We start from the raw sequence: 24,469 nt of genomic DNA on the forward strand, positions 1-24,469 counted from the left end.
CAGTCGAGGTCGGGCCGGCTGTGTAGAGTATAAGGACAGCGGGGCCGTTGCAATCGGCGGGTGGGCCTGGGTCGATAATGATAGAAGGAACACATTTGAAACGTTTATTTGCCAGGCGATCAGCCCCTGTTATCCCCGAGCCCAAATACGATGTGCGCGGGGCAGATAACGAATTGAGATGGATCGCAAACCTTTCCGAGGCGGTACGTGAAACCGGCGATGCTGCGGCAGCGGCCGAGTTGATCAGGTTGCGCCACGAAGTCTGGCAGATTGGCGAGTACCCGCAGCCCCCTGAGCCCTGGCCAACGGCGCCGCAGGCTGTGGCTGCGGCCAGTGGGATTCCGACCGTGCGGCCCGGTGAACTCACCGCCGAAGCACTCCAAAATGCTATCAGCAGCCGCTCGTGTCTGCTGGTTCCCGGTCTGATGTCCAAGCGGGATGCCGATGAGCTGGTCGCCGGCACAGACCGCGCCCTGGAGGCTAGCCAACGGCTTGCGACCGGCGATACAGACCCGGCGCTGGATGGCTGGTTTTTACCCTTCATACCGGAGGGCACTAAAGACCAGTATTCGCGAGCCCGTAAATGGACCACCGAAACGGGGACCGTTTACGCCGCAGACTCCCCGCGCAACTTCAATCGTATGGTCGATATCTGCCACTCCATGGGCATTCTCGAACTGCTGACGGATTACTTTGGTGTGCGTCCGGTTATGTCTGTCCCCAAAGCCGCTTTCAAGCGCGTGCCGCCTACCGGCGCACCGGTGGGGTGGCACCAGGATGTCCACGCCTATGGGGCGAACACACGCGCATTGAATATGTGGGTCGCACTGTCATCGTGTGGCCGGGATGCGCGCGGTCTCGGGCTGGTTCCCATCAACCCGGGCGGCGTGGTCGAAGATCTTCCACCGCCCCCGCCGCTGTTGTCCATCAGCGATGAGACCATCGATCGACTGGCGGCAGAGGGAACGCCCCCTGTGGAACCTGTCTTTGAAAAAGGTGACGTACTGTTTTTTGACACACTCCTACCCCATACGACGCAGCAAGGTGACGGGTTCACCAGGGATCGGTATGCATTGGAGTGTTGGTTCTTTGCACCTACTACTGTCGATGAAATTTGGTTGCCACTGCAGGTATGAGCCGCCGGTGTTGTGTGGCGGCATTGATATAAGTCATTGAAATAAAAACTATAAATAATTCCGCAATCTACCCGGACAATCCCGATTTGCGTTTGACCTGCGACTGGGCTTATTGTGTCTACTGGCGTGCTGGGAGGATTAAACTATAACAACTTCTGGTGCTATCAATGGCGCGGCCGAACAACTGCAAAAGCTGCCCGAGCCTGATCCAACGGTACTTCCAGTAATCACCAGACCGGATCGCTGAGCAGGCTCCCTGAACAACGCAGAGGCGTTTACATGGTACATCCAGATGGTGAACAACTTCTTTCCCAGACAAGTGATCTCCCGGGTGGAGTGGACAATGAGCTACGTTTGATCAGTGCGCTTGTCGAAGCAGTGCGAACTGCGGGCGATGCAAAAGCTGCGGCAGAACTGATTCATTTGCGCTATAAGGTCGGCCTGACCGGGCAACATCCGACACCCCCACAGCCGTGGCCACGTGTCGTGTCTAGCAGTGTTGGAGGTACTGAAATACCGACCGTCAGCCCGGACGCACTCAACGTAGAAGTGCTGCAGGATGCCATTAGCAAGCAGTCGTGTTTACTGGTGCCGGGGTTGATGCCTGAGCGTGATGTGGATGAAATGGTCGCTGGCATAGACAAGGCTCTCGATGCCTTCCAGCGCCGCAAGGCAGGCGATAAAGACCCTGCACTGGAATCCTGGTTTCTACCGTTTGTGCCCGAGGGCAGTAAAGATGCCTACGCCGAGGTGCGTCACTGGGCGAATATGTGCGGTACTGTTTTTGCAGCCGACTCGCCGAGAAATTTCCAGCGATTCGTGGATATTTGCAATGCGATGGGTGTATTCGATCTACTGACAGATTATTTTGGCGTGCGGCCGGTGATGTCGGTTCCCAAAACGACCCTCAAGCGCGTGCCACCGGAAACCCCTATCGGGTGGCACCAGGATATCCGGGCCTACGGTGAGAATACGCGGGCACTGAATATGTGGATCGCACTTTCACCCTGCGGCAAGGATGCGCGCGGTCTTGGGGTGGTGCCGATCAATCCGGGCGGCCCTGTGGAGGACACACCACCGCCTCCGCCTCTGGTCCCTATCAGCGATGAGACAATTGCCCGCTTGGCCGCAGAGGGAACCCCGGCGCATGAGCCGCTTTTTGAAAAAGGTGATGTGCTATTTTTCGACACTGTGCTCCCGCATACCACGCAGCAGGGCAATATCGAGAAGTTCACCAAGAATCGCTATGCCATGGAATGTTGGTTTTTCTCACCGACAACACTAGAGGAGATATGGCTGCCTTTGCATGTCTAAACCCCGTGCTGCTGACATGCTGGTCATTGACGAGTGTGATTCTGGTCACCGAATAAGAATAAGAAGCAAGCGTTTTAACTATATTCAGAGTCTATAGCAATGATAAGCTCGGCGTAGTGTGCGCTGAAGCATCGGTATACTCTAAAAACTATAGGCATATTCCGTGAGTAATATTGCGATCATTAAAATTCACCCGGGCTTGAATATGGCCCTCCCCCAACTCTCCGGTGATTTGAATCGGGCGGGTCATACAACCAAAATGTTCTTTTTCAAGGACTACAAAATCGAAGAGCAGTATTTCAAATCCTTTTCACGCGAGCAATCGTTGGAGTTGCAACAAGCTGGAGAATCTTACGGCGAGTTTGAGGAAGAGTATCACCTGCTAGCTGCAGAACTGAGGGAATTCAACCCGGATGCCATCGGACTCTCGGTGATCAGTCTTTCGATTCCGGAGGCCATCAAAACGACGCAGTTTTTGCGAGAAAATTTTGATATGCCGATTATCTGGGGAGGGGTCGGCGTCACACTGCAGCCGGAGATTGCGATTGAATACGCAGATATGGTGTGTGTCGGCGAGGGCGAAGAGGTTTTTATCGAGTTTGCCGACTGTATTCAGCACAACCGGGACTGGGCCACGATTCCGGGTACTTGGGCCCGTACGCCCGATGGGGAGGTTATACAGAACCCCAAGCGTCCGATACCCAATCTGGACTCTATTGCCGTGCCCAACTGGGAGCCGAGGAGTATTCGTTATATTACCGGCAACAAAGTGGTAAAACACAAACTCGCTTTTCAGCGGCTCACCAATGGCGACTACCAGATCATGACGCAGCGGGGCTGTCCATTTTCATGCTCGTTTTGTGTCGAGAGCCGCTATCAGGAAATGTTTGGCAAGAAAAACTCGCTGCGCCGGCGCAGCGTCGATGTTGTGATAGATGAGCTGGTTGCCGCCAGAGAAAATTACAACCCGAAGGTGCTGTGGTTCTGGGATGATGTGTTCACAGTCAACCCGCGCTGGTTGAAAGAATTTCTGCCAAAGTACAAGGAGAAGGTGGGAATTCCTTTCTGGTGCTATACCTATCCGACAACTCATAATTTTCAGTTATTGAAAGATCTCAAAGAGGCCGGCTGCAATACCATGACAATGGGTATCCAGTCCGGTAGCAAGCGAATTCTGGAGGAGGTCTACAACCGCCCGACGCCGCTGGACCGGGTGGTGGAAGCGGCGCAGGAAATCATCGATGCGGGCATTATCGGCTACTTTGATCTGATCACTAAATCGACATTTGAAACAGAGGCTGATTTGCGGGCAACGTTTGAGTTTCTTCTGGATTTGCCGCAGGAGATGAACTACGGCGGACACGGCGAAATGAAAAGTTACCCAACGTACGCATACACCAACAAAGAGAACGCGGCCAGAGAAGGCAATATTGCGACGTCTATTGTGACCCTCGATGACAAAACCTACGACTACTACCACAACCTGTATTGGGTCGCTCGAAATCCCTATATCGATAGAAGTGAGAAGCTCAGCATTGCCGATGAACCTGTGTTCAGGGCGCAGCCCGATTTGTTGACGCAATACTTCTACGGCATGCGTAGCATGCATGAGTCCATTGTCCTGATGCGTGAAACTACTGCAAAGGGCCAACATCCGAATGTCCTGTACCCGCCGCCGGAGTACGTACACACACCGCTGATCCAATACAGTCAGACGGTGTGACCTGCCCTTTCCCTCGTTGTTAATGGCAATAACTGCATGCATGCCTGAGTGTTCAAAAGGCCGCTTCTCGCAAGCGGTTTTCACCGCAATCTGGGCTGTGCTTCTTTTGCTCTGTGGTGCAGCGCCCTGGGCCTGGGGCGACGCACTCGAGCAGCAGTTCCGCTCACCTCCCGAATCAGCCAAGCCCCGTGTGTGGTGGCACTGGATGGACGGCAATGTATCAGAGGCAGGTATCGCGGCCGATCTGCAGTGGATGCGCCGCGTCGGCATAGGTGGAGTGCACCTTGCTGATGTCGGGCTGAATACGCCGCTATGGGTTGACGATCGCAAACCGTTTATGAGCCCTGGCTGGAAAAAAGCCTTCTCATACAGTGTCAATCTGGCCGCCGATGAGGGACTGGAGTTCGGCGTTTTTTCCTCCCCTGGTTGGAGTGTCACCGGGGGGCCGTGGGTAAAGCCCGAGCAGGCGATGAAAAAACTGGTCTGGTCAGAAGTCCGGGTTGCAGGTGGCAGTGTCTTCAGGGGCACACTCCCTAACCTACCGCTAGCGACAGGGCCGTTCCAGAACGTCGGCAAAATTTTTAGTGGTAAGAAGGTCGCCGGCGGAGTGCAGCAGCAGTTGCCGGAATATCACCGTGACACCATTGTCATTGCCTACCGTGAGCCGTCTGCTATACAGCCGATGCCAGTTCCTGTGGTAGAAGCCAATTTCGAACTCGACAGTGCAGCCACGCTGATCGACGATGATCCAGAAAGTGGCCTGACGCTGCCGCCACGGACAATGGGCAAGAAACCGTTGTGGATACAGATGGATTACGGGCAGTCCCTGCCTGTGCGATCGGCGACAGTGTCAGCCAGCCCTGCGGGCACCATCGTCAACCTGGCGGTTAGTGAGGACGGTCGAAAGTTTCGGCATCACAAAACGTTCTTCCTCGGTGCCATCGGGCAGGCCACTGTGGATATGGAGCCGGTTACCGCGCGTTATTTTCGTTTCTCTTTCCCGCTTCTCCCACCCTCTGCCGGTTTCTTCTCGCCGAATGCCGCGCCGGGCGCGTCCAGGGTCGGGGCGGATGAATTACTCGGTACCCCACTGGCAGAAAAGCCGCCTGTCGTGGTGCGCAGCCTGTTGCTGCGGCAGGCTGCGCGCGTAAACCACTTCGAAAAAAAGGCCGGTTTCGAACTACCGCATAATTACTATGCGATTGATACGCCCCCCGTGCCGCAGCACCTCAGCGTTCCCGTGCACGATGTGATAGATCTAACACCGCTGATGCAGGAAGATGGCTATCTTGAGTGGCAGGCGCCGCCGGGCGACTGGATAGTGTTGCGAATGGGTTATTCGCTGACGGGAAATGTGAATCAGGCCGCCTCGGCCGCAGGTACCGGGCTGGAGGTCGACAAACTGAATCGACGCTATGTCGAGCAGTATATGGCGTCCTACCTGCAATCCTATGAAGACATCCTGGGGCCAGAGCTGATGGGGGAGCGCGGGCTGAACGCGTTTATGACGGATAGTTTCGAAGTCGGTTTGCAAAACTGGACAGACGATATCCTCGAGCAGTTTGAGCGCTTGCGCGGCTATGATCCGCGTCCGTGGTTGCCAACCCTGACGGGTATCGTGATAGCCAGTGCCGAGGAAAGTGATAGGTTTCTCTGGGATTTTCGCCGAACCATAGCGGATCTCGCGCGCGACTCACACTACAAAGTCATTGCTGAAGCCGCGCAGGCGCAGGGCCTGACAGTGTACGGTGAAGCGCTTGAATCGCAGCGCTATTTTCTCGGTGACGATATGGACTTTCGTCGTTTTACCGATATCCCGACGGCAGCGATGTGGATGTTCTCGCCAGAAGTAGGCCCCCAGCCGGGTTTCGTCGCCGATATTCTCGGGGCGGCATCGGTGGCGCATGTCTACGGCAAAGACCTCGTAGCTGCCGAGTCGTTGACCAGCGCGCTGGCGCCTTGGGTCTCGGCGCCGCGGGAACTGAAGCCCGTAATCGACCTGGAATTTGCACTCGGTATCAACCGGCCTATTATCCACAGTTCAGTTCACCAACCGCGCGATGATCGAAAACCGGGTCTATCGCTGTCTATTTTCGGGCAGTATCTTAACCGCCATGACACCTGGGCGGATTCAGCCAAGGCCTGGATAGACTACCTGTCTCGCACTGCGTATTTGCTGCAGCAGGGACGCTACCAGGCCGACATCGCCTATTTTTACGGCGAGGAGACGCCGCTCTCCGTGATGTTCAATGCCGCGCTGCCAACGGAAATCCCGCGCGGTTACGGTTACGACTTCGTCAACGCCAATGCGATCCTCACGCGCCTGTCAGTAGACGACGGATATATCGTGACGTCATCCGGAATGCGTTACCGCCTGCTCTATCTCGGTGGTACCAGTAAACGGATGACGCTGCCGGTGCTCAGGAAGTTGCAGACATTGGTCGCTGCGGGCGGTGTGGTGGTGGGGCACAAACCAATCAGCTCTCCCAGCCTTGCGGACGACGAAGCTGAGTTTCACCGTATTGCCGCAGATATGTGGGGACCGGGTGCTGGGGCAAGCGGTGCGCCTATCGCCTATGGCGAGGGCCTGATCTTTGCCGACACGAATATCGATGTGGCGCTTACGCAATTGCAGATTGCAAAGGATTTTGACTATGCGGCGGCAGACTCGGACACCAACATCGTGTTTAACCACCGTGTACTGCCTGGAGCAGAACTGTATTTTGTCAGCAATCAGTCAAATCGCGCGGAATCGGTCGAGGCAATATTTCGAGTGGGTGGAAGACGAGCCGAGTTGTGGCATGCGGACGATGGCAGTATAGAGGATGTATCGTACCGCACAGTAAATGGCAGGACGGCTGTGCCGCTGAACCTTGCGCCGTTTGAATCAGTGTTTGTTGTTTTTCGCGAAGATACCCAGCTGGATTCACAGCAGATTATACCACCGGAGTCGGTCGTCGTTGGGCAGTTGGACCGTGATTGGCAATTGGCTTTTGCGCCCCATGGTAAAGCACTGACACGTATTGAAAATCTCGCAACCGGCTCTTGGAGCGGACACCCGAACGAGGATTTGAAGTACTTTTCTGGCACCGCCACTTACTCCAGGGAATTTGATGTTCCCGGCGATTGGCTCGACTCAGGAAGCCGTTATGTGATGGAGCTGGGAGAGGTGCGGGAACTTGTGGAGGTTTTTCTCAATTCGCAATCTCTGGGCACTCTGTGGAAGCCGCCCTACAGGATGGATATTACCGGGGCTCTGCGCGAAGGCCCGAATGTGATCACTCTCAAGGTCACCAACCTGTGGGTCAATCAATTGATTGGTGATCAGCGACCCGGGCGTGAGGCTGCGACTGCCACCGGCACGCCGACGTATCTGCCCGACGCCAGCTTGCGGCCATCGGGGCTCATCGGCCCTGTGTATATTGAGAGATTGTCTACGCAAAAGCAGTGACTGGTGGCCGGGAGTTGTTTCTGCAGACGCCGGTGCCGGTTTCAATCGAATTCATCACCTTCACGGACTCATCGCTGTTAGCTTCGATTCTCGATTCGGAGGGTTTCCCGGGTACTGTGCTGCTTGCAAACAGAGCTGTCTGATATTAGTCTGTGCCGTTGCAATTTACCGTGAAATTAAAGCGATATGAGGTATTTTCCCACATCGGTTCAACGCACTTTCCGCGGCAATTGGAAGTTCCAGTGGCGACTCCTTTTATTCTCTTTTGGCATCTTCAGTGCAGGCAGTGCCGCTGCTGACGGTGCGATGGATGTGGACGCTGCAAACCCTGTCGCTGTCACTGATTTTGTTTTCAATGATGACTTTGAGCGCGATAACGCCGATACGCTTGGCTCACAGTGGACCGATTGCAACTCGGTTATGCCGGACAGTTATGAGCCGCTTGGCGTCTACGATGGCGGTGTAGTCATCTCGGATCCCTATACCCGGCCAGGGAATTACGGTGCTCCCCCATTGGTGGATCCCGCCAGGGAAGGAGAGTTATTCCCCGGCATCGGGTGTGCATTTGTCGATACCGGTTCGACGTCAGTTTCTGTCAAAATCGTGTGGAGTGGCAATCACGGTATCGAGTCGGGCATGCCGTACTCGCATGTTGAAGCGACGCCGTTACTGTATATTACACCCTCCAATCCGCGGTTTGGATTCGGTACATGGATTTCAGAACTTTGGGGGCAGCCGGTAGTGTTCGTGGGCTATATTGTCTCCCCGCCGGAAGCTTTTGAGATCATTGCCACCGCGGTACTGCCGGAGCATAAGAGTGGTACACCCCGAGAGCTGGAACTGCGGGCTGATAAACCGGGCGAGGTGACAATGTGGCTGGATGGTGAGCAAATTATGTTCAATCCGGGTGGGGTTCCTACAGCAAGCGTCGATCCGACGATGATTGGGAGCACCTTGCACGGAATTGCGATTGACGCACATATTGTTGCGCCGCAATCAAACATACAGACAACCAAGGGTATTGAGACTGTCACGATTAAAACTCTGGATTAGTCCGGCTTCAGGCAAACAGGTATTGTGCAAAGTCGGTCTGTTCTGTTTTCCTTCAAAGCTCTCGTAAATTTCATGAATAACACTCACCGCTGGCTGCGGTTGAGCTATTTTTGGCCGAATGTAACTTGATAGAACTACCGTAATGACGACCAACACTGCGCCACGCCGCTCCCCATTGTTTCCCTACTATCCCGCATTGGATGGGCTGCGAGGGTATTTCGCCATCGCGGTGCTGCTGCATCACTTCAGTGGCAATGACTGGTTTGGCGGTGCGCTGCTGCTAATGCCCGGCTTTTTTGTACTGAGCGGTTTTTTGATCGCCAGCCTGCTTATCGCTGAACACGAGCGAGACGGGCGGATCGATATCGGCAACTTTCTGATTCGCCGGGCGAAACGTCTGCTGCCCGCGTCCTTCCTCACCATGTTCATTGTGGCCGTATTATGGAACCTCTATGAGCTCAGGTTTCCTGGCAGTGTTGATCCGGAGGAGGTCAGGCACAACACCAATATGCAGATTCTGGCATCAGTGTTTTATGTGCAGAACTGGTATGTGGCCACGGGCCCTGTGTGGACAACCTTCGGCGCCTATTTTTATCCGGGTGCTCCAGGCCCCAGTCCTGTTGGACATTTCTGGTCGCTGGCCGTTGAAGAGCAGTTCTATCTGGTCTTTCCGTTCATTGCAGTGGTGTCACTGGGCTTGCTGGGTGGGAGGCGCGCTCTGGCAGTGGTAATCATTATCGGACTGATGCTTTCAGTTGGCCTGCAGCCGACAATTGACGGTACACACGGTATGGAAAAATTCTACCGGATGCACCGAATCTATGTCGGTACCGATGTGCGGGCGGCGGAGTTTCTGATTGGCACGCTGATGGCGGTACTTTTTTCCTATCCTGCCATCCGGCGATGGATCACCACTAGTCGATGGGTGACTGTCGCCGGGATAGCCGCTATGACACTGGTAACCTACTGGGTGTTTACCGAACTGGTGATTTCCTACTGGCTTTATGAACGCGGTGGGTTCGCAATGGTTGGCGCCGCGTTTGCACCATTGATTTTTTCACTGACGCAGTCGCGCAGCGTGCTGGTACGGCTGCTGGATGTCCGGCTCTTGCGCTGGATCGGCGAACGCTCCTACGGTATGTACGTGTATCATGTGGTGTTGATGACAGGGTTGTGGGGGCCGACGGACAGTTGGCCAGTGGTTGCTCGCGTGGCCCTGCTGTCCGTCTGTACGATGATTGTCAGTGGGCTGTCGTACACCTATTTTGAACAGCCAATCCGCAGAGGCTATCGGCCCTGGCGGAAACACAGGAAAGGGGGCCCTGCGCAGTCTCGTGCGGCTAAGGCCAGAGAGTAGTTACACACAATGGCAGGACATATCCCGCTGTTATAGCGCAGTGTGGCTTGCATAAATCGCTGCCTGATATTAATGTGGATCGCTGAATATTAATGTGAAGATGAAGGCTTTTTTGCGCTTTACCCTGGATGTTTTCGGCGCAATCTCCATGACGAACAGAATATCCGGCGGCAGCTTTTTATTCTTTTTCCACTGGAAGTTTGGGAACAGGCAATGTGATCGCGACAGGGCGATCAATGTTGGCGCGTACCGATGATCTCAGCGGTGCTTCAGCCCGCAAAGTGGAAGATGACGGAATTATAATAATGACCTCCAATTCAGCGCCACGCCGCACCCCACTATTTCCTTATTATCCCGCTTTGGATGGCCTTAGAGGATATTTTGCAATTGCGGTGTTGCTGCATCACTTCAGTGGCAACGACTGGTTCAGCGGCGCGCTGCTGCTGATGTCCGGTTTCTTCGTGCTGAGCGGATTCCTTATTGCCAGCCTACTGGTTGCTGAGCATGAGCGCGATGGGCGGATCGATATCGGCAATTTTCTGATTCGCAGGGCGAAACGCCTGCTGCCGGCGTCGATACTAACAATCATTATTGTGGCTGTGATGTGGAATCTGTTTGAGCTCCGTTTCCCGGGTGGCGTAGACCCGGAGGAGGTAAAGCACAACACCAATATGCACCTGTTGGCGTCGGTGTTTTATGTACAGAACTGGCATGCGGCCACAGGGCCTGTGTGGTCAACATTTGGCGCCTATTTTTACCCCGATACGCCGGGCCCGAGCCCCGTCGGTCACTTCTGGTCGCTGGCCGTTGAAGAGCAATTCTATCTGGTCTTTCCGTTTATCGCGGTGTTGTCACTGGGGTTACTGGGCGGGCGACGCGCGCTGGGCTTCGTGATCATTGTCGGCCTGATGCTCTCGATTGGACTTCAGCCAACAATTGATGGCACACAGGGTATGGAGAAGTTCTACCGAATGACCCGCATCTATGTCGGAACGGATGTTCGCGCGGCGGAGTTCCTTATCGGTGCGTTAATGGCGGTAGTGTTCTCCTACCCCGCAATCCGGCAATGGATAACGACGAGTCGATGGGTGGCGGCTGCCGGGTTAGCCGCGCTGGTATTCGTAACATTCTGGGTGTTTACTGAAAAAGTCACTTCCTATTGGCTATTTGAACGGGGTGGGTTTGCCAAGGTTGGTGTTGTTTTCGTACCGATCATTTTCGCCCTGACGCAGGCGCACGGTGTGTTGATTCGCCTGCTGGATATCTCGTTTTTGCGCTGGATAGGCGAGCGCTCCTACGGCATGTACGTTTACCATGCGGCGCTTATGACGGGCTTCTGGGGGGCGACGGACAGTTGGCCTGTTATGGCTCGTGTCACCCTGCTGGTGGTTTTAACGGTTATAGTCAGCGGCGTATCGTACACATATTTTGAGCAACCGATACGAAGAGGCTATAAGCCCTGGCAGGGCAAGGTGGGAAAAGTGTCTGCCTAGCAGCCCGATTTCAGCGGTGCCTTGCTGCTACTCATCTTATATACTGCTCACACAGTTCTCGGAGGTAGTGGGTACATGGCACTAAAAATTGTAGTTTGGGGAACGGGAAACGTGGGTAGGCCGGCGATCCGAGCGGTACTTTCGCACAGTGAACTGGAACTTGTCGGTGTCATCGTATCCAGTCGGGAGAAAGTCGGGCTGGATGCTGGTGCGATAGCGGGTGTCGAAGCTACTGGTGTACTTGCCACAGACGATTGGCGCAACGTGCTCGACTCCGGTGCTGATGCTGTGATTTACACGGCCACCGCCGATATCCGTCCGGTTGAAGCGATGGAAGATCTGATGGCCTGCCTGGAGGCGGGTATCAATGTGGTCTCCAGCGCTTTCTACGCTTTCTTGCATCCGGCATCGTGCGCACAGGAAGTGTTGCAGCCCGTTACCGATGTCTGTGCCAGAAGCGGTGCTTCCCTCTTCGTGTCCGGCATAGATCCGGGGTGGGTTATGGATATGCTGCCGGTAGTACTCAGTGGTGCTGTCTCTGGGATTCGCGAAGTTCGCACCCGGGAAATATTCAATTACGCACTCTATGATCAGCCACAGGTTGTGCGCGAGGTCATTGGTTTTGGCGGGTCGATGGACGAACTGCCAATGATGTTGCATGATTTTGCGATCGAGATGGTGTGGGCACCGATGGTCCGACTGGTCGGGGAGGCCCTCGGGAAGCCGGTGGAGAAGGTGGAGGTGCGGGTTGAACGCCTGCCGCTGGAGCGTACCATCGAGGTGCCGGGTATGGGAGTTTTTGAAGCCGGTACGCAGGGCGCTTTTCGCTTTGAGGTACTTGGTTATAATAATGGTGAGCCCTTGTATGTGCTGGAGCACGTCACCCGTATCGACGATGAATGTGCTCCGGATTGGCCCTACCCGCCGCAGGGACAAGGTTGTCATCAGGTGCTTATCAGTGGCGACCCCGATCTGCATGTCAGTGTGCATGCAGAGGATCATTTTGAGCCCGGTGTCGCCGGGGGCGGAAATGCCTCGGCTGCGAGTTGGATAGTCAATGCGCTGCCGGGTGTATGCAGCGCTAAACCCGGTATAGTGACAGTTATGGATCTTCCGCAAATCACAGGAGCGGGTCAGTTAAGGAACGGATAAATTTGCTATGAGTACTGAGTCAGCTGAAAGACCTGAAGAACACGCAGCGCCTGCACACGAGCCGGAGGAACATGAGCTGGAGGCTCACGCACCCGAAGAACACGCGCAAGATCAGCCTGCCGCTGAAAGCACAGGCTCCTTTGAAGACGTGGGAGAAAATCCGCTTGTTGGCCAGCCATTTCCACTGGAAGAAGACGAAATTCCTGAATCGGCAACTCAACCCGAGCAAAGTCGTTCGCGGCTGAATAAACTGGCACGGAATCACGGTCTGGTGTTTCTGGTGGCGATACTGTCCTTTGCGGCCGCTGACACCTGGAGCACGCTCAGTGGATTGCTGATTGCCGACCTTCTCAGTGTGATTACCGCAGCGCTTGCGGGGATCACTATCACCACGCTTGCGCACGAATGGTTTCACTACTTTGGCGCGCGATTTTCAAGAGCGCATATTAATATTCCTACCCGACAGGGGCTGTTTGTCTATCTCTGGGATTTTGATCGCAACAGCGCAGGTCAGTTTTTGATTATGAGTGTGGCGGGCAGTATAGGCGGTGCACTGGCCGTGCTTCTGCTGTGGACCACGGTGCCGGCTGATACATTGGCTCGCGCAGTTTTGCGCAGCGCAGCGGTGGCAAGTTTTGTATATTCCGCCCTGATCGAGTGGCCGGTGCTCAGGCGCGCGAGGCACAGCGGTGATCCGCTGGCGGAATTGTCGCAAATCGATAAACGGCTCTTGTCGCGCAGCTTACTGGTCGCGAGCGTGTCCGGCATTGTGCTGACCATACTGATGATGGCTGTGAACTGAGCCACACCACCGCGACACATCAAACCACCAAGATTGGCAGGAGATTCAGGTGAAAAAACAGTTGAAAGCCCCAGCGTTAGCAGTTGCAGCCCTCTTGGTAGTGCTGAGCTTCATCGGCCAATTTGCCCATGCCGCAGATGAGCCGCAGCCGCGTATTACGGTGACAGGGGAGGGCAGTGTTAACATCGCACCGGATATGGCGGTGCTGTTGCTGAGTGTCAGCCGTGAAGCGCCGACAGCGCGGGAAGCATTAACGGACAATTCCGCGGCCATGAGCAAAGTGCTCGAGGCGATGACAGGACTGGGAATAGACAAACGCGATCTACAGACAGCCAGTTTCGATATTCAGCCGCGCTATATCTATCCCAATCGTCAGAGTGGCGGGCCAGCAGACCCACCGAAGTTGGTGGGTTACACGGTGCGCAACGCACTGTCGGTGCGCGTGCGTGATATCAGCAAAGTCGGCGAGGTGCTTGATACGTCGGTGACGCTGGGTGTCAATGAAGGCGGTAGTATCCACTTCACTAATGACGATCCATCCGCAGCTATTACGAAGGCGCGGGGCGCGGCGGTGGAAGCTGCAATGGCAAAAGCCCGTACATTGGCCGATGCGGCTGGCGTGGGATTGGGTGACATACTTGAAATCTCTGAGCAGAACTTCGCCTCGCGGCCCGCGCCGATGATGGCCAAAGGTTTGATGGCCATGGATAGCGCCGAGTCAGTGCCCGTTGCAGCTGGCGAGAACAGTTACAGCGTCACTGTAAACCTATCACTGGCGATAACGCAGTGAGTGCTTCTGGCGGCTTTGCCGGCGGCTCTGGCACAGCGTTTTGAAACAGCCTACGGTGCCGGTGCAGGACAACCCCTACGCGGTCCGTAAAAAGGCGTACTACACTCTCGTCATACTGACTATTGTCTATAGTTTCAATTTTATCGACAGGCAATTGCTGGCAATTCTGCAGGAGTCGATCAAAGCTGATCTGGCACTTTCTGACGCCCAACTCGGTTTGCTCACCGGCTTTGCCTTTGCCGTATTCTATGTGACAGCGGGTATTCCCATCGCGCGTTGGGCAGACCGTTCCAACAGGCGCAATATCGTGGCGTTATCGCTTTTTGTCTGGAGCTTTATGACGGCGATAAGCGGCCTGGTGCAGAACTATGTTCAGTTGCTGTTGGCGCGCATCGGCGTCGGTGTGGGTGAGGCTGGAGGCAGCCCTCCTTCGCACGCGATTATCTCTGATATTTTCGGTCCGAATGAGCGCGCTAGCGCCATCGGTTTCTACTCCATGGGTGTCAGTATTGGGATACTCTTTGGTTTTCTCGCCGGCGGTTGGTTGAATGAGTTTTTTGGCTGGCGCGTTGCGTTTATGGTGGTCGGTATTCCGGGTATCGTGTTGGCCATTATCGTGCGCTTTACCATCACCGAACCGGTTCGCGGACTGAATGAGGAGCGCCAGGACCACGATGCGGTGGTACCCCTGCGCGATGTACTTGCGCTGCTGTGGAGCCGACGATCTTTCCGGCATATGGCTCTGGGCGCCGCACTGAATGCATTTGCCGGCTACAGTACCAGCAACTGGATAGCATCGTTTATGATCCGTTCGCACGATATGACCACCGGTGAACTCGGTACGTGGTTGTCGCTGACAATTGGACTCGGTGGCGCAGTGGGCGTGTTCTGCGGAGGTTTGCTGGCCGATCGAATGGGGCGGCGGGACCAGCGCTGGTATTTGTGGTTGCCCTCGCTGGCAGGTTTTATCTGCGTGCCTTTTATGGTTGCAATCTACCTTGTTCCCAACGCCTATGCGTCTCTCCTACTAGGGATCGTGCCCGGTATTCTCTTTAATACTTATCTGGGGAATGTCATCGCAACCACCCATGGGCTGGTAGGTTTACGCATGCGCGCGCTGTCCTCGGCAATTCTCTTCCTGATCATTAATATCATTGGGCTCGGGTTGGGACCCTGGAGTACGGGTATGCTCAGCGATGCGTTACAGGGTTCGCTGGGCACAGATTCCCTACGTTACGCGATGCTCTATCTGTTGCCCGCCATCATGTTTTGGTCGGCCTGTCACTTTTATCTGGCGGCGCGCACACTGCGCGCGGATCTGGCAGCCGCGCCCCCGTGAAGGAGAGTTCCATGCCTGTTACACCCGGTACAGTAGAGAGCGCGTTTGCTCAGCAGGTGGTCTGGATAACCGGCGCCTCATCTGGCATAGGAGAGGCGCTCGTGAGGGCTTTTGCAGCTGCCGGCGCGAGTGTGGTGCTGTCGGCGCGCAATGTGCCTGAACTGCGCCGTGTGCGCGATGGGTGTATTGCAGCGGGTGCCGATGATGGCGCGTTGCTGCTTCTGCCACTTGACGTACAGGACTACGATGCTCTGCCCAAAGCGGTGCGCGCAGTGCAGGATGCGTATGGACGCATCGACATGTTGATCAATAATGCCGGTACTTCGCAGCGCTCTTTCTGCCTGGAAACCGAGCTGCAGGTTTACCGCACTTTGTTCGAACTCAATGTCATTGCACAGATTGCGCTGACCAAGGCTGTACTCCCGATAATGGTGGAGCAGGGTAGCGGTCATGTGCTGGTAACGGCGAGCGTGGCAGGTAAGGTTGGAGTGCCGCTGCGCACCGGGTACTGTGCCGCCAAGCACGCGGTAATGGGTTTTTTCGACGCGTTGCGCACAGAGGTTGCACACAGCGGTATCAGGGTAACCACCATCGTCCCCGGTTTCATCCGCACTAATATCGGCGCCAATGCCCTCACGGGAACGGGAGAACCCACCGGTATGCAGGACGCTGATATAGAATCGGGTATGGACGTCACTGTGTGTGCCGAACGTATCTTGCAAGGCATCGCCGAGGGTGTCGAGGAGATTACGGTCGGGGATGGACCCGAGATGGAACTGCTGGAACTCAAGCGGCAGGATCCGACTTCGACGTTCCGGTTACTGGAGTCTATGGCTGAAGATGTACGCAGTAAGCGCGACGATGGATAGCTCTGGCTGCCCCTACAATCTTTTTTGACGAAATAGACGCCGCGGCTTAGTGCCACTTTTTGGCGAGGGCGCCATGCGCCTCTACCGCATCATCAGAGGCGATGAGAACGGCGATATGCCCGGCTCCGGCCTCGCGGAATGCGTGGAGGCTGTCGGCGACTTGTCCCGCGGAGCCAGTGATGACGTGGCGCTCTATCGCCGCTGGGTCGGCGCGGAAAAGATTGGTCGCCCATCTACGGGCATCGTCTGCGCTCCAATCAGCCCGGTCGACCGAGGCGATTACCAGCACCGCCCTCTGCACTTCAGCCGGGTCCCTGCCGGCGGTTTCCGCCAGTTCGTCGAGTTGTTTTAAGCGACGCGAAAAGCTCGCCGCGGAAATAAACATAGGGAACCAGCCGTCGCCCGCAACGGCGGCTCGCTGCAGCGAACGCTCCGAGCGACCGCCGACCCAGATGGGAATATCGGGTGCAGCCGGGCGCTGCTCAAACCAGCTGTCTCCGGGTGACCATAATTCTCGCAGCTCGCCAATGCCGTGGTCCAGGGCAGCACCCCTGTTGGCGAATGTAGCCCCCGCGCGCTCGTATTCCTGCCGGTGTTCGCCGACACCGACGCCGAGCACAAAACGCCCGCTCGACAGCGCCGCTAATGTGGCGCAGGATTTGGCTACCGCGGCAACCTGACGCAACGGCAACTGGATGACACCGGTGCCGATCAGGCACTCCTGTGTTGCACTCGCTGCAACGGCAGCCATGGTGAGAGCGTCGGGTGTATCTGAGGGAAAGAAAAGGTGGTCCGTCAGCCAGATTGCCGAACAGCCGTCGGACTCCAACTGGGCGAATGCCTCGCCTGCGCTGGGCCACTGGGCGACGGGGCCTGGGCCTTTCGGCAGCACCAGCCCGAGTCCGGGCGCCATTGCTTGCCCGGTCAAGGGAGGGCGCTCATCCCAGCCATCGCAACAGGACAGCTGCAGCGGTGTAGCCGGAACCGACTGTGTTGAGCAGCACGCGGTCACCGCTGGAAAGTGTGTCGAGGTTTTCGTACCACGCGCCGCAAAACGCGGTGAGGACACCAGCTGCGCCCTGGTTGCCGGCCCACTCAAAATTGTGCCACTGTCGCCCCCAGGGGACGCCAAGTCGTTCGCCCAGCGAGCCTAATACGCTTTGGTTGGCCTGGTGGCCGACGATATGGGCTATGTCCTCGACACCCAGACCGGCGCCCTCAAGTGCGGCGCGAGATACTTTCTCGCCCATTTCCATCACATGCCGAAATGCACTGCGATTGTCGTGCTGGAAATGTCCGTTGCGAGGTACCCGCACAGCCTCGGAATGCCTCGCGTCATTCAACATGGAAATGACCTCGATGCCAAAGCCCGATTCGGTATCGCTGCGCTCTACCAGCAGGCAGGCGGCGGAGTCACCGAAGAATACTGACGAGTGGGAATCACGGTAATCTGCGCTGGCTGTCGGTCGCTCGACAACACACACTGCCGCGCGCTTTAGCGAGGAGTCCGCACTCATCATTGAATGTGCGACGGCGATGGCATACAGCGCGGACGAACAGGCCGCGTTGACATCGAAGGCCACTGCATCAGGGTTCACAGCCTGCGCAATTACCGACGCTCTGGCTGGCATCAGGTCTTCCAGAAAGGAGGCGCCGCACACTATGAGGTCGAGGTCGTCGCCACTCCATCCGGCCCGTGCCAGAGCCTGTTCGGTTGCAGAAATGCCGAGGTCAACGACGCGTTCGTGCGGGAGTGCTACACGACGGGTCTTCATGCCCAGCCGCTCCCCAACCCAGCCCGATTCGAGATTGGGTAGCACCTCTTCGAGCTGATGAGTGTCGAGAACCGTGGTGGGATGTCCATGCCCGCCAGCGACAATACGAAAACCGGTTACTTTTATCATGCGGCGAGTGTAGCAGGGAAAATAAATATTAAGAAGTCGATGGCGACCGCGAATTCTTCAATCTGTGACGGTATCTGTGAAACTGTTCAGTGCCTCACAAAACACCTGTAGACAGGTTGCGTATGAACGCTATTCGCAACTTCGGACACTGTCGGGTAGTGTCTGCTGGCCTGTCTGTTATCGCCTCCGGCATGTCGTTCAGCGCGCGATTACTAGCAGGTCCGCGACGTCGGAGGTTTACCTTAGTTATGCCGTGGATTGTGGGGCTGTGCACCGGAATAATTGCGCCGGTAGCAGATGGGTGTCAGTATTGTCGGCTTGATTGCGGTAACTGCGGATAATGGCGAAATTTATTCTCTGGGGCCTGACGGCGTCACCCTACCAGTTGAAAATGCAGGCGCTACTGGATTTTTCCGGCCACGCCTGGGAACGCTGGCCAGAGCAGGGTGGACGACTGTCGTCCCTGTGTATGTTGGTGCGCCTCGGCAGGGCGAAACGCCGCGGCACAGTCGGGCGTTTCCCGTCGATGTCCGCCGAGTTGGATGAGTATCCGGCAGTGCCGTTCTACACCGAGGATGGTCGTCGCTTTTACTACGACTCCTCCTCGCTCGCAAGCTATCTGGACCAGCATCCTGAACGTCGTGCAGAGGCGCTGCAGCCGGTTGATCCCCAACTCGCGTTTATCTGCCAGTTGATAGACGAGGCCTTCGATGAGTTCGGCCTGTATATGGTGCACCACATGCGCTGGGTCGGCTCTGCGCGTAGCACGCCGATGGGTGACATGACCGCGCGGGAGTTTCGGCCACTGCTATTACCGGGGCTGGCGCCGCTGCTTGCCGCGCGCCTCTACCGGCGGCAGGTCTCGCGCTGCCCGTATCTGTTCAGTGTTGCGCCCGAGGGTTACGACGCCGGTGTAGGCCGCGATAGAACGCCGCCGTCGCGCGCCGGTTTTCCCGCTACCCATGAACTGCTGGACGAGGCCTGGCGCGGTTATCTTGCGGCCATGGAGCAGCTGTTGGCAGAACAGCCCTATCTGTTGGGAGCCCGCTTCACACTGGCTGATGCGAGTGCCTACGGTCAGCTCGGCATGAACCTCGTAGACCCGGAGGCCATTGCTCTTCTGGAGAAACTCGCGCCGCAGACTTTGCGCTGGTTGTGCGGCATCCGCTCGGGCCTGCACAGAGACGAGGGGGGGCAGCTGATGCTGACCCCGGCTCTACAACCACTGCTGCAGATGATCGGCAAGACGTTTATACCGTTGATGGTGCAGAACGAGAACGCCTACAAAGCCGCAATTGCTCGTGGCGAAACACTGTTCAATGAAGCCGCGTTCGACTGCCACCGCGCACTGTATAACGGATACTTGCTCGATTATCCCTTCCGGACGGTGGTGAAAACTTTCCAAGTGCGTGTCTGGCGAGAGTTGAGGGTCAGTTGGATGGCTCTCGATACCGCTGCCAGAGCGACATTGGAGCGGGATTACCTGCCCGGTATCAGTGCTGCATTTGCAGCGCAGGGCAAGCCCGCAGCGTGAACACCGCTGTGGTCTTGCACCTGTCGATAATTCAGGCAGGTATTTTCCGGTAGCGTCAAATGGCCAAATTTAATCGCTTTCAGGGCTTGCAATCCGAATTCAAACAACTGAGTATATATACAGTAGTTTTGCTGTACAGCGCTTGCAATCAAACCAACGTTGCTGACAGCGGGATGAACGGGAACCAGGGCGGGATTAAACGGGAATTCGCTGATTACCAGCATAAAGAGAGAGGCCATTATGGACGCTAACAAGACGAAAGCACTCGACGCAGCACTGAGCCAGATCGAGAAACAGTTCGGCAAGGGAACTGTTATGCGCATGGGAGACAAGGAGCGGGTGGCAATTCCCTCCATTTCTACGGGCTCTCTGGGTCTGGATATTGCGCTGGGTATAGGCGGGCTGCCACGGGGGAGAATCTGCGAAATCTATGGTCCTGAATCATCCGGTAAAACAACCCTGACCCTGCAGGTGATCGCGGAGTGCCAGAAACTGGGCGGCAATGCAGCGTTTATCGATGCGGAACATGCACTCGATCCATCATACGCGGAAAAATTGGGTGTCCAGGTGGATGATTTGATCCTGTCCCAGCCCGATACGGGTGAACAGGCACTGGAAGTGGCGGAGATGCTGGTGCGTTCCGGCGCGGTGGAAGTGCTGGTCATCGATTCGGTAGCGGCATTGACACCGAAAGCCGAGATCGAGGGTGAAATGGGTGCGTCGCATATGGGCCTGCAGGCCCGATTGCTCAGTCAGGCCATGCGCAAGTTGACGGCATCCATCAAACAGACCAACTGTCTGGTGATCTTTATCAACCAGATTCGTATGAAGATTGGTGTGATGTTCGGCAGCCCGGAAACGACTACCGGCGGTAACGCGCTCAAGTTCTATTCTTCGGTGCGCCTGGATATCCGCCGTACCGGCTCGGTTATGAATGGCGACGAAGTCATCGGTAACGAAACACGGGTGAAAGTCGTGAAGAACAAGGTCTCCCCACCTTTCAAACAGGCCGAGTTTCAGATCATGTATGGCTCCGGTATCTATCAATTGGCAGAGGTTCTCGACTGGGGCGTCAAGCTCAATCTGGTGGACAAGGCTGGCGCCTGGTATTCCTATAAAGGAGACAAAATTGGTCAGGGCAAAGCCAACGCCGCCAAGTTTTTGGGTAGTAATCCTGCGGTAGCCAGTGAAATTGAAGGGCAGATTCGCGCGCAGATGCTCAATCTGGATGCGCCGAAAAAAGACGCCGAGGCCGCTAAGGACGAAAGTGAAGAGGAATCCCTGTCGGAGGAATAACACGCAGTTGGATACCGTGTTTTTAATGAACCCTTTCCACAGGCGCCGGGGTCCCGCTTCCCCCATTCACGTACTCGGCGCCTTTTTTTTTCATGGCTGACGAAGCGGAGGCGGTGGATACCGCCATTGACCCTGCTGACATCCGCCTGGCGGCGATGAACCTATTGGCACGCCGGGAACACTCTGTTTGGGAGTTGCGCCGGAAACTCAAACGCCGTTTCCCCGACGGTGAATTACTGGATGAACAGCTGGCTCGGCTCGCCGAGGAGAACCTCCAGAGTGATATGCGTTTCGCTGAAAGTTACGTCCGCCAACGTATTGAACGCGGCTATGGGCCTGTGCGCCTGCGTGAAGAGCTTCGTGAGCGCGGCATTACCCGGTCTGACATAGCGCTGACGATGGACGATCTGGAAATTGACTGGCATGCGCATGCAGCAGAGGTGTTGAAAAGCAAGTTTGGTGAACAGCCGCCGGCGGATATCAAGGAGGAGGCGCGGCGCGCGCGGTTTATGCAACATCGCGGCTTTACCACCGAGCACTACCGGCGATCGCGCCACGATTGATACACCACAGAGGGTTAATCTGTCCCCGGGTCTTGCCTGCAGCGGGAATTCCCAGTACTTTCGTTGCGTGAGCCTGGCGGTCGGCGCCGGCGACAGTTTGGGAGTGAGCGGAAATGACGGAGGAGGAACCCAGAGACGAGTCTGCTTTCCATCAGGAACTTTCCACAGACTTCCACGATCCATTGATCCGTGTACTGCACAGTGCGATTCGCCTGTGCATCAGAATGCTTGCGATACTGATGGTGCTGGTGATCTTTCTCGGCGTACTCGACGTTGTGTACCACCTCTACGACGCGCTGAAAGAGCCGCCAATATTACATTTGACTGTCAGCGAGATATTCGAGATTTTCGGCGCGTTTATGGTGGTACTGATCGCCGTCGAAATTTTTATCAATATTCGCCTGTATCTAGGCTCCAATACTTTACCTATCCAGTTGGTGGTTGCGACAGCATTGATGGCTATCGCGCGTAAAGTCATCGTACTCGATCTCACTGACACTCCCGCATCTTATGTGTTCGCCATCGGCGTGGTAACGCTGGCACTGGGTGTGACCTACTGGTTGGTTAGCGTCAGTTCCGCGACGAAAATTCGCAGCACAAAAAAGGAGGAGCCGGAGTCGGAGTTCTCGCCGGCGCAGTCTGCGGATTAACAGGCCATTGACCAACCGGGCGGTTCTGCGCAGCCTGTTTGGACTGGCAGCGGTTTTCTATGCGGCAGTTTGCGCTGCGCAGCCACCGTATCACTACAGTATTGGGCGCGGCATCGCCGATGTGACCGGTCCACTTGTCGGTGTGCAGCTTTGGGGCTTTGGTCGTCCGGATCAGCTAGGAGAAGGGCTGCATACCCGCCTGCGTTCACGGGCATTCATTATTGTTCAAGCGGATGATCCGACCCGGCGACTGGTGTTTGTCAGTGCCGATCTCGGCAGTATCGATCACCATATCACCCTGGATGTTGTCGATCGGCTGAAGCGGCAATTCGGCACTGCCTACGATCTGGACAATGTCATTATCACCGCCACCCACACGCATTCCGGCCCCGGCGGCTACTGGCAATCGCGCACGGAAACCGGGCTCGATGGCGGACTTTATCCCGAGCATTATGAAACCATTGTAGGCGGTATTACGGCATCGATAGTAAAGGCGCACCGGGACCTGCAACCGGGGAATATCTTTATCGCCAGGGGAGAGTTGCACAATGCCGGGGCCAATCGCTCTATCGTGGCGTATCTTGAGAACCCGCACGAGGAGCGTGCCCGCTATAGTACAGATACCAATACAACCATGACAGTGCTGAAGTTTGTCGATGACTCGGGGGCGATCGGCATGCTCAACTGGTACGCATTGCACCCCACCGCGATGAACTTCTACAACCACCTGATTTCCGGCGATCACAAAGGGTTTGCCTCTTTGCAGATGGAGCGCGAGGCGGGTGTTACCTATGCATCGGATGAGGATTTCGTCGCGGCGTTTGCGCAGTCCGACCCCGGTGATGTCACACCGAATACCAATCTGGACAATACCGGGCCCGGTGCCTCGGATGTGGAGACTACGCGGATTATGGGTGAGCGCCAGTTGCAGCTGGCAAAGCAGCTGTTTCAAGAGGCGGACAAAGAACTTCGCGGCCCGGTAGATTCGCGGCGCGTCTATGTCGATTTAAGCGATTACCGAGTTATGCCTCGCTTCAGCGGTGACGGGGAACAGCGCACCTGCCCGTCGGCCTATGGTTATTCCTTTGCCGGGGGTTCTACAGAGGATGGCGGCGGACACTTTCTGTTCCGCGAGGGCATGGTGGAGCAGCGCATATGGCTGGACTGGTTGATTCGCGCTGTGACCGGAGCGCCGAAGTGGACGGAGTCGGTTCACGCCTGCCAATCACCCAAGCCCATCCTGTTTGAGACCGGCACCGGTGACCCCCCTTTGCAATCACAGATACACTCAGTGACCGTTGCACGCATTGGCCAGTTGGTGATACTTGCTTTACCTGTGGAAGCTACGACCATGGCGGGTAGACGCTTGCGTAACAGCGTGATGGAGGAACTCGGCGACTGGGCACGCTATATCGTTCTTGCCGGTTACGCCAATGGATACGCTGGTTACGTGACCACCCCGGAAGAATATCAATTGCAGCAGTACGAGGGTGGCCATACATTGCATGGACGCTGGAGTTTGCCGGCTTACCAGCAGGTCGCCAGTGAACTGGCCAGTGCCCTGCAATCTGGTGCGCCGGTGTCTGATGATATTCCCTATGACGACTGGCGCGGCAAAGCGCGTGGTCAGCCGCTTCCCATCGGCGAAGCAACGTCGCCGCGTGCGGGGACGCATTACGGAGATGCACTGATCTCGGCTGAGTCTGAGTACGGGCAGGGTGAGACCGTTGAGATCGACTTTCTGTCAGTTAACCCCACGGCGCATTTCACGACAGGGAATAACTTTATGCTGGTGGAGCGCAGAACACCTGCTGGCTGGCGAGTCGTTGCCGACGACGGGGATTGGAACACCCGCGTGCACTGGCGATTTGAGGACGATGCCTATATAGCACAGCTTAGCTGGGCGATTCCGGTGGATGCCCCGGCCGGCGAATACCGCATCACTCACTATGGCATCGATCATGCCGGCAACGCGTTCAAGGGGCAGCCCGAAAGTTTCCACTACGCGACAGAGTAATCCTGCCAGTCATACCGGATGTCGTA

Annotated in this window: 19 protein-coding genes; 17 read left to right on the top strand and 2 right to left on the bottom strand. The window is 56.1% G+C overall.

Annotation, left to right across the window (positions count from 1 at the left end):
• Positions 1 to 95: 95 nt before the first annotated feature.
• The 12 genes from AC0L6S_RS00860 to AC0L6S_RS00915 all read left to right on the top strand — a co-directional run bounded on the left by AC0L6S_RS00860 (position 96) and on the right by AC0L6S_RS00915 (position 16,479).
• A complete protein-coding gene (locus AC0L6S_RS00860; RefSeq protein WP_473426526.1) occupies positions 96 to 1,136 on the top strand; it encodes a phytanoyl-CoA dioxygenase family protein in 1,041 nt (346 codons plus the stop codon).
• A gap of 279 nt (positions 1,137 to 1,415) precedes the next feature.
• On the top strand, positions 1,416 to 2,450 hold the full coding sequence (locus tag AC0L6S_RS00865; RefSeq protein ID WP_473426527.1) for a phytanoyl-CoA dioxygenase family protein: 1,035 nt from the start codon (positions 1,416 to 1,418) through the stop codon (positions 2,448 to 2,450).
• 163 nt (positions 2,451 to 2,613) lie between these two features.
• The gene (locus AC0L6S_RS00870) at positions 2,614 to 4,173 is read left to right on the top strand and encodes a B12-binding domain-containing radical SAM protein (protein WP_473426528.1); all 1,560 of its coding nucleotides are present in this window, start codon (positions 2,614 to 2,616) and stop codon (positions 4,171 to 4,173) included.
• Positions 4,174 to 4,213: 40 nt separating this feature from the next.
• Positions 4,214 to 7,624 (top strand): glycosyl hydrolase, encoded by a 3,411-nt coding sequence (locus tag AC0L6S_RS00875; RefSeq protein WP_473426529.1) that lies wholly within the window; start codon positions 4,214 to 4,216, stop codon positions 7,622 to 7,624.
• 186 nt (positions 7,625 to 7,810) lie between these two features.
• Positions 7,811 to 8,677 (top strand): hypothetical protein, encoded by an 867-nt coding sequence (locus tag AC0L6S_RS00880; RefSeq protein WP_473426530.1) that lies wholly within the window; start codon positions 7,811 to 7,813, stop codon positions 8,675 to 8,677.
• Positions 8,678 to 8,819: 142 nt separating this feature from the next.
• Entirely contained in the window at positions 8,820 to 10,034 is a 1,215-nt protein-coding gene (locus AC0L6S_RS00885) for an acyltransferase family protein (protein WP_473426531.1), read from the top strand.
• A gap of 305 nt (positions 10,035 to 10,339) precedes the next feature.
• The gene (locus AC0L6S_RS00890) at positions 10,340 to 11,527 is read left to right on the top strand and encodes an acyltransferase family protein (RefSeq protein WP_473426532.1); all 1,188 of its coding nucleotides are present in this window, start codon (positions 10,340 to 10,342) and stop codon (positions 11,525 to 11,527) included.
• Between the two features lie 75 nt (positions 11,528 to 11,602).
• The gene (locus tag AC0L6S_RS00895) at positions 11,603 to 12,679 is read left to right on the top strand and encodes an NAD(P)H-dependent amine dehydrogenase family protein (protein ID WP_473426533.1); all 1,077 of its coding nucleotides are present in this window, start codon (positions 11,603 to 11,605) and stop codon (positions 12,677 to 12,679) included.
• A gap of 7 nt (positions 12,680 to 12,686) precedes the next feature.
• Positions 12,687 to 13,481 (top strand): hypothetical protein, encoded by a 795-nt coding sequence (locus AC0L6S_RS00900; RefSeq protein ID WP_473426534.1) that lies wholly within the window; start codon positions 12,687 to 12,689, stop codon positions 13,479 to 13,481.
• A gap of 49 nt (positions 13,482 to 13,530) precedes the next feature.
• Positions 13,531 to 14,271: an SIMPL domain-containing protein gene (locus AC0L6S_RS00905; protein WP_473426535.1), complete on the top strand. Its 741-nt coding sequence runs from the start codon at positions 13,531 to 13,533 to the stop codon at positions 14,269 to 14,271.
• A gap of 40 nt (positions 14,272 to 14,311) precedes the next feature.
• A complete protein-coding gene (locus AC0L6S_RS00910; RefSeq protein ID WP_473426536.1) occupies positions 14,312 to 15,610 on the top strand; it encodes a spinster family MFS transporter in 1,299 nt (432 codons plus the stop codon).
• 11 nt (positions 15,611 to 15,621) lie between these two features.
• A complete protein-coding gene (locus AC0L6S_RS00915) occupies positions 15,622 to 16,479 on the top strand; it encodes an SDR family oxidoreductase (RefSeq protein WP_473426537.1) in 858 nt (285 codons plus the stop codon).
• 46 nt (positions 16,480 to 16,525) lie between these two features.
• Here AC0L6S_RS00915 and AC0L6S_RS00920 read toward each other — a convergent pair whose 3' ends face one another.
• Entirely contained in the window at positions 16,526 to 17,407 is an 882-nt protein-coding gene (locus AC0L6S_RS00920; protein ID WP_473426538.1) for an LLM class flavin-dependent oxidoreductase, read from the bottom strand.
• A gap of 10 nt (positions 17,408 to 17,417) precedes the next feature.
• Complete coding sequence (locus AC0L6S_RS00925) at positions 17,418 to 18,383, bottom strand: 3-oxoacyl-ACP synthase III family protein (protein WP_473426539.1); 966 nt, start codon at positions 18,381 to 18,383, stop codon at positions 17,418 to 17,420.
• Between the two features lie 340 nt (positions 18,384 to 18,723).
• On the opposite strand from AC0L6S_RS00925, the gene AC0L6S_RS00930 reads away from it, so the two are divergent.
• The 5 genes from AC0L6S_RS00930 to AC0L6S_RS00950 all read left to right on the top strand — a co-directional run bounded on the left by AC0L6S_RS00930 (position 18,724) and on the right by AC0L6S_RS00950 (position 24,443).
• Complete coding sequence (locus tag AC0L6S_RS00930) at positions 18,724 to 19,917, top strand: glutathione S-transferase C-terminal domain-containing protein (protein ID WP_473426540.1); 1,194 nt, start codon at positions 18,724 to 18,726, stop codon at positions 19,915 to 19,917.
• A 240-nt stretch (positions 19,918 to 20,157) separates the two neighbouring features.
• Positions 20,158 to 21,213, top strand: coding sequence for a recombinase RecA (gene recA, locus AC0L6S_RS00935; protein ID WP_473426541.1), 1,056 nt, complete (start codon positions 20,158 to 20,160; stop codon positions 21,211 to 21,213).
• Between the two features lie 92 nt (positions 21,214 to 21,305).
• Positions 21,306 to 21,776, top strand: a complete 471-nt coding sequence (locus tag AC0L6S_RS00940; RefSeq protein ID WP_473426542.1) for a regulatory protein RecX — start codon at positions 21,306 to 21,308, stop codon at positions 21,774 to 21,776.
• Between the two features lie 113 nt (positions 21,777 to 21,889).
• Positions 21,890 to 22,426: a phosphate-starvation-inducible PsiE family protein gene (locus AC0L6S_RS00945; protein WP_473426543.1), complete on the top strand. Its 537-nt coding sequence runs from the start codon at positions 21,890 to 21,892 to the stop codon at positions 22,424 to 22,426.
• A gap of 7 nt (positions 22,427 to 22,433) precedes the next feature.
• Positions 22,434 to 24,443, top strand: a complete 2,010-nt coding sequence (locus AC0L6S_RS00950) for a neutral/alkaline non-lysosomal ceramidase N-terminal domain-containing protein (RefSeq protein WP_473426544.1) — start codon at positions 22,434 to 22,436, stop codon at positions 24,441 to 24,443.
• Positions 24,444 to 24,469 lie beyond the last annotated feature (26 nt).

This window comes from Halioglobus sp. D3-4, from assembly GCF_055809315.1.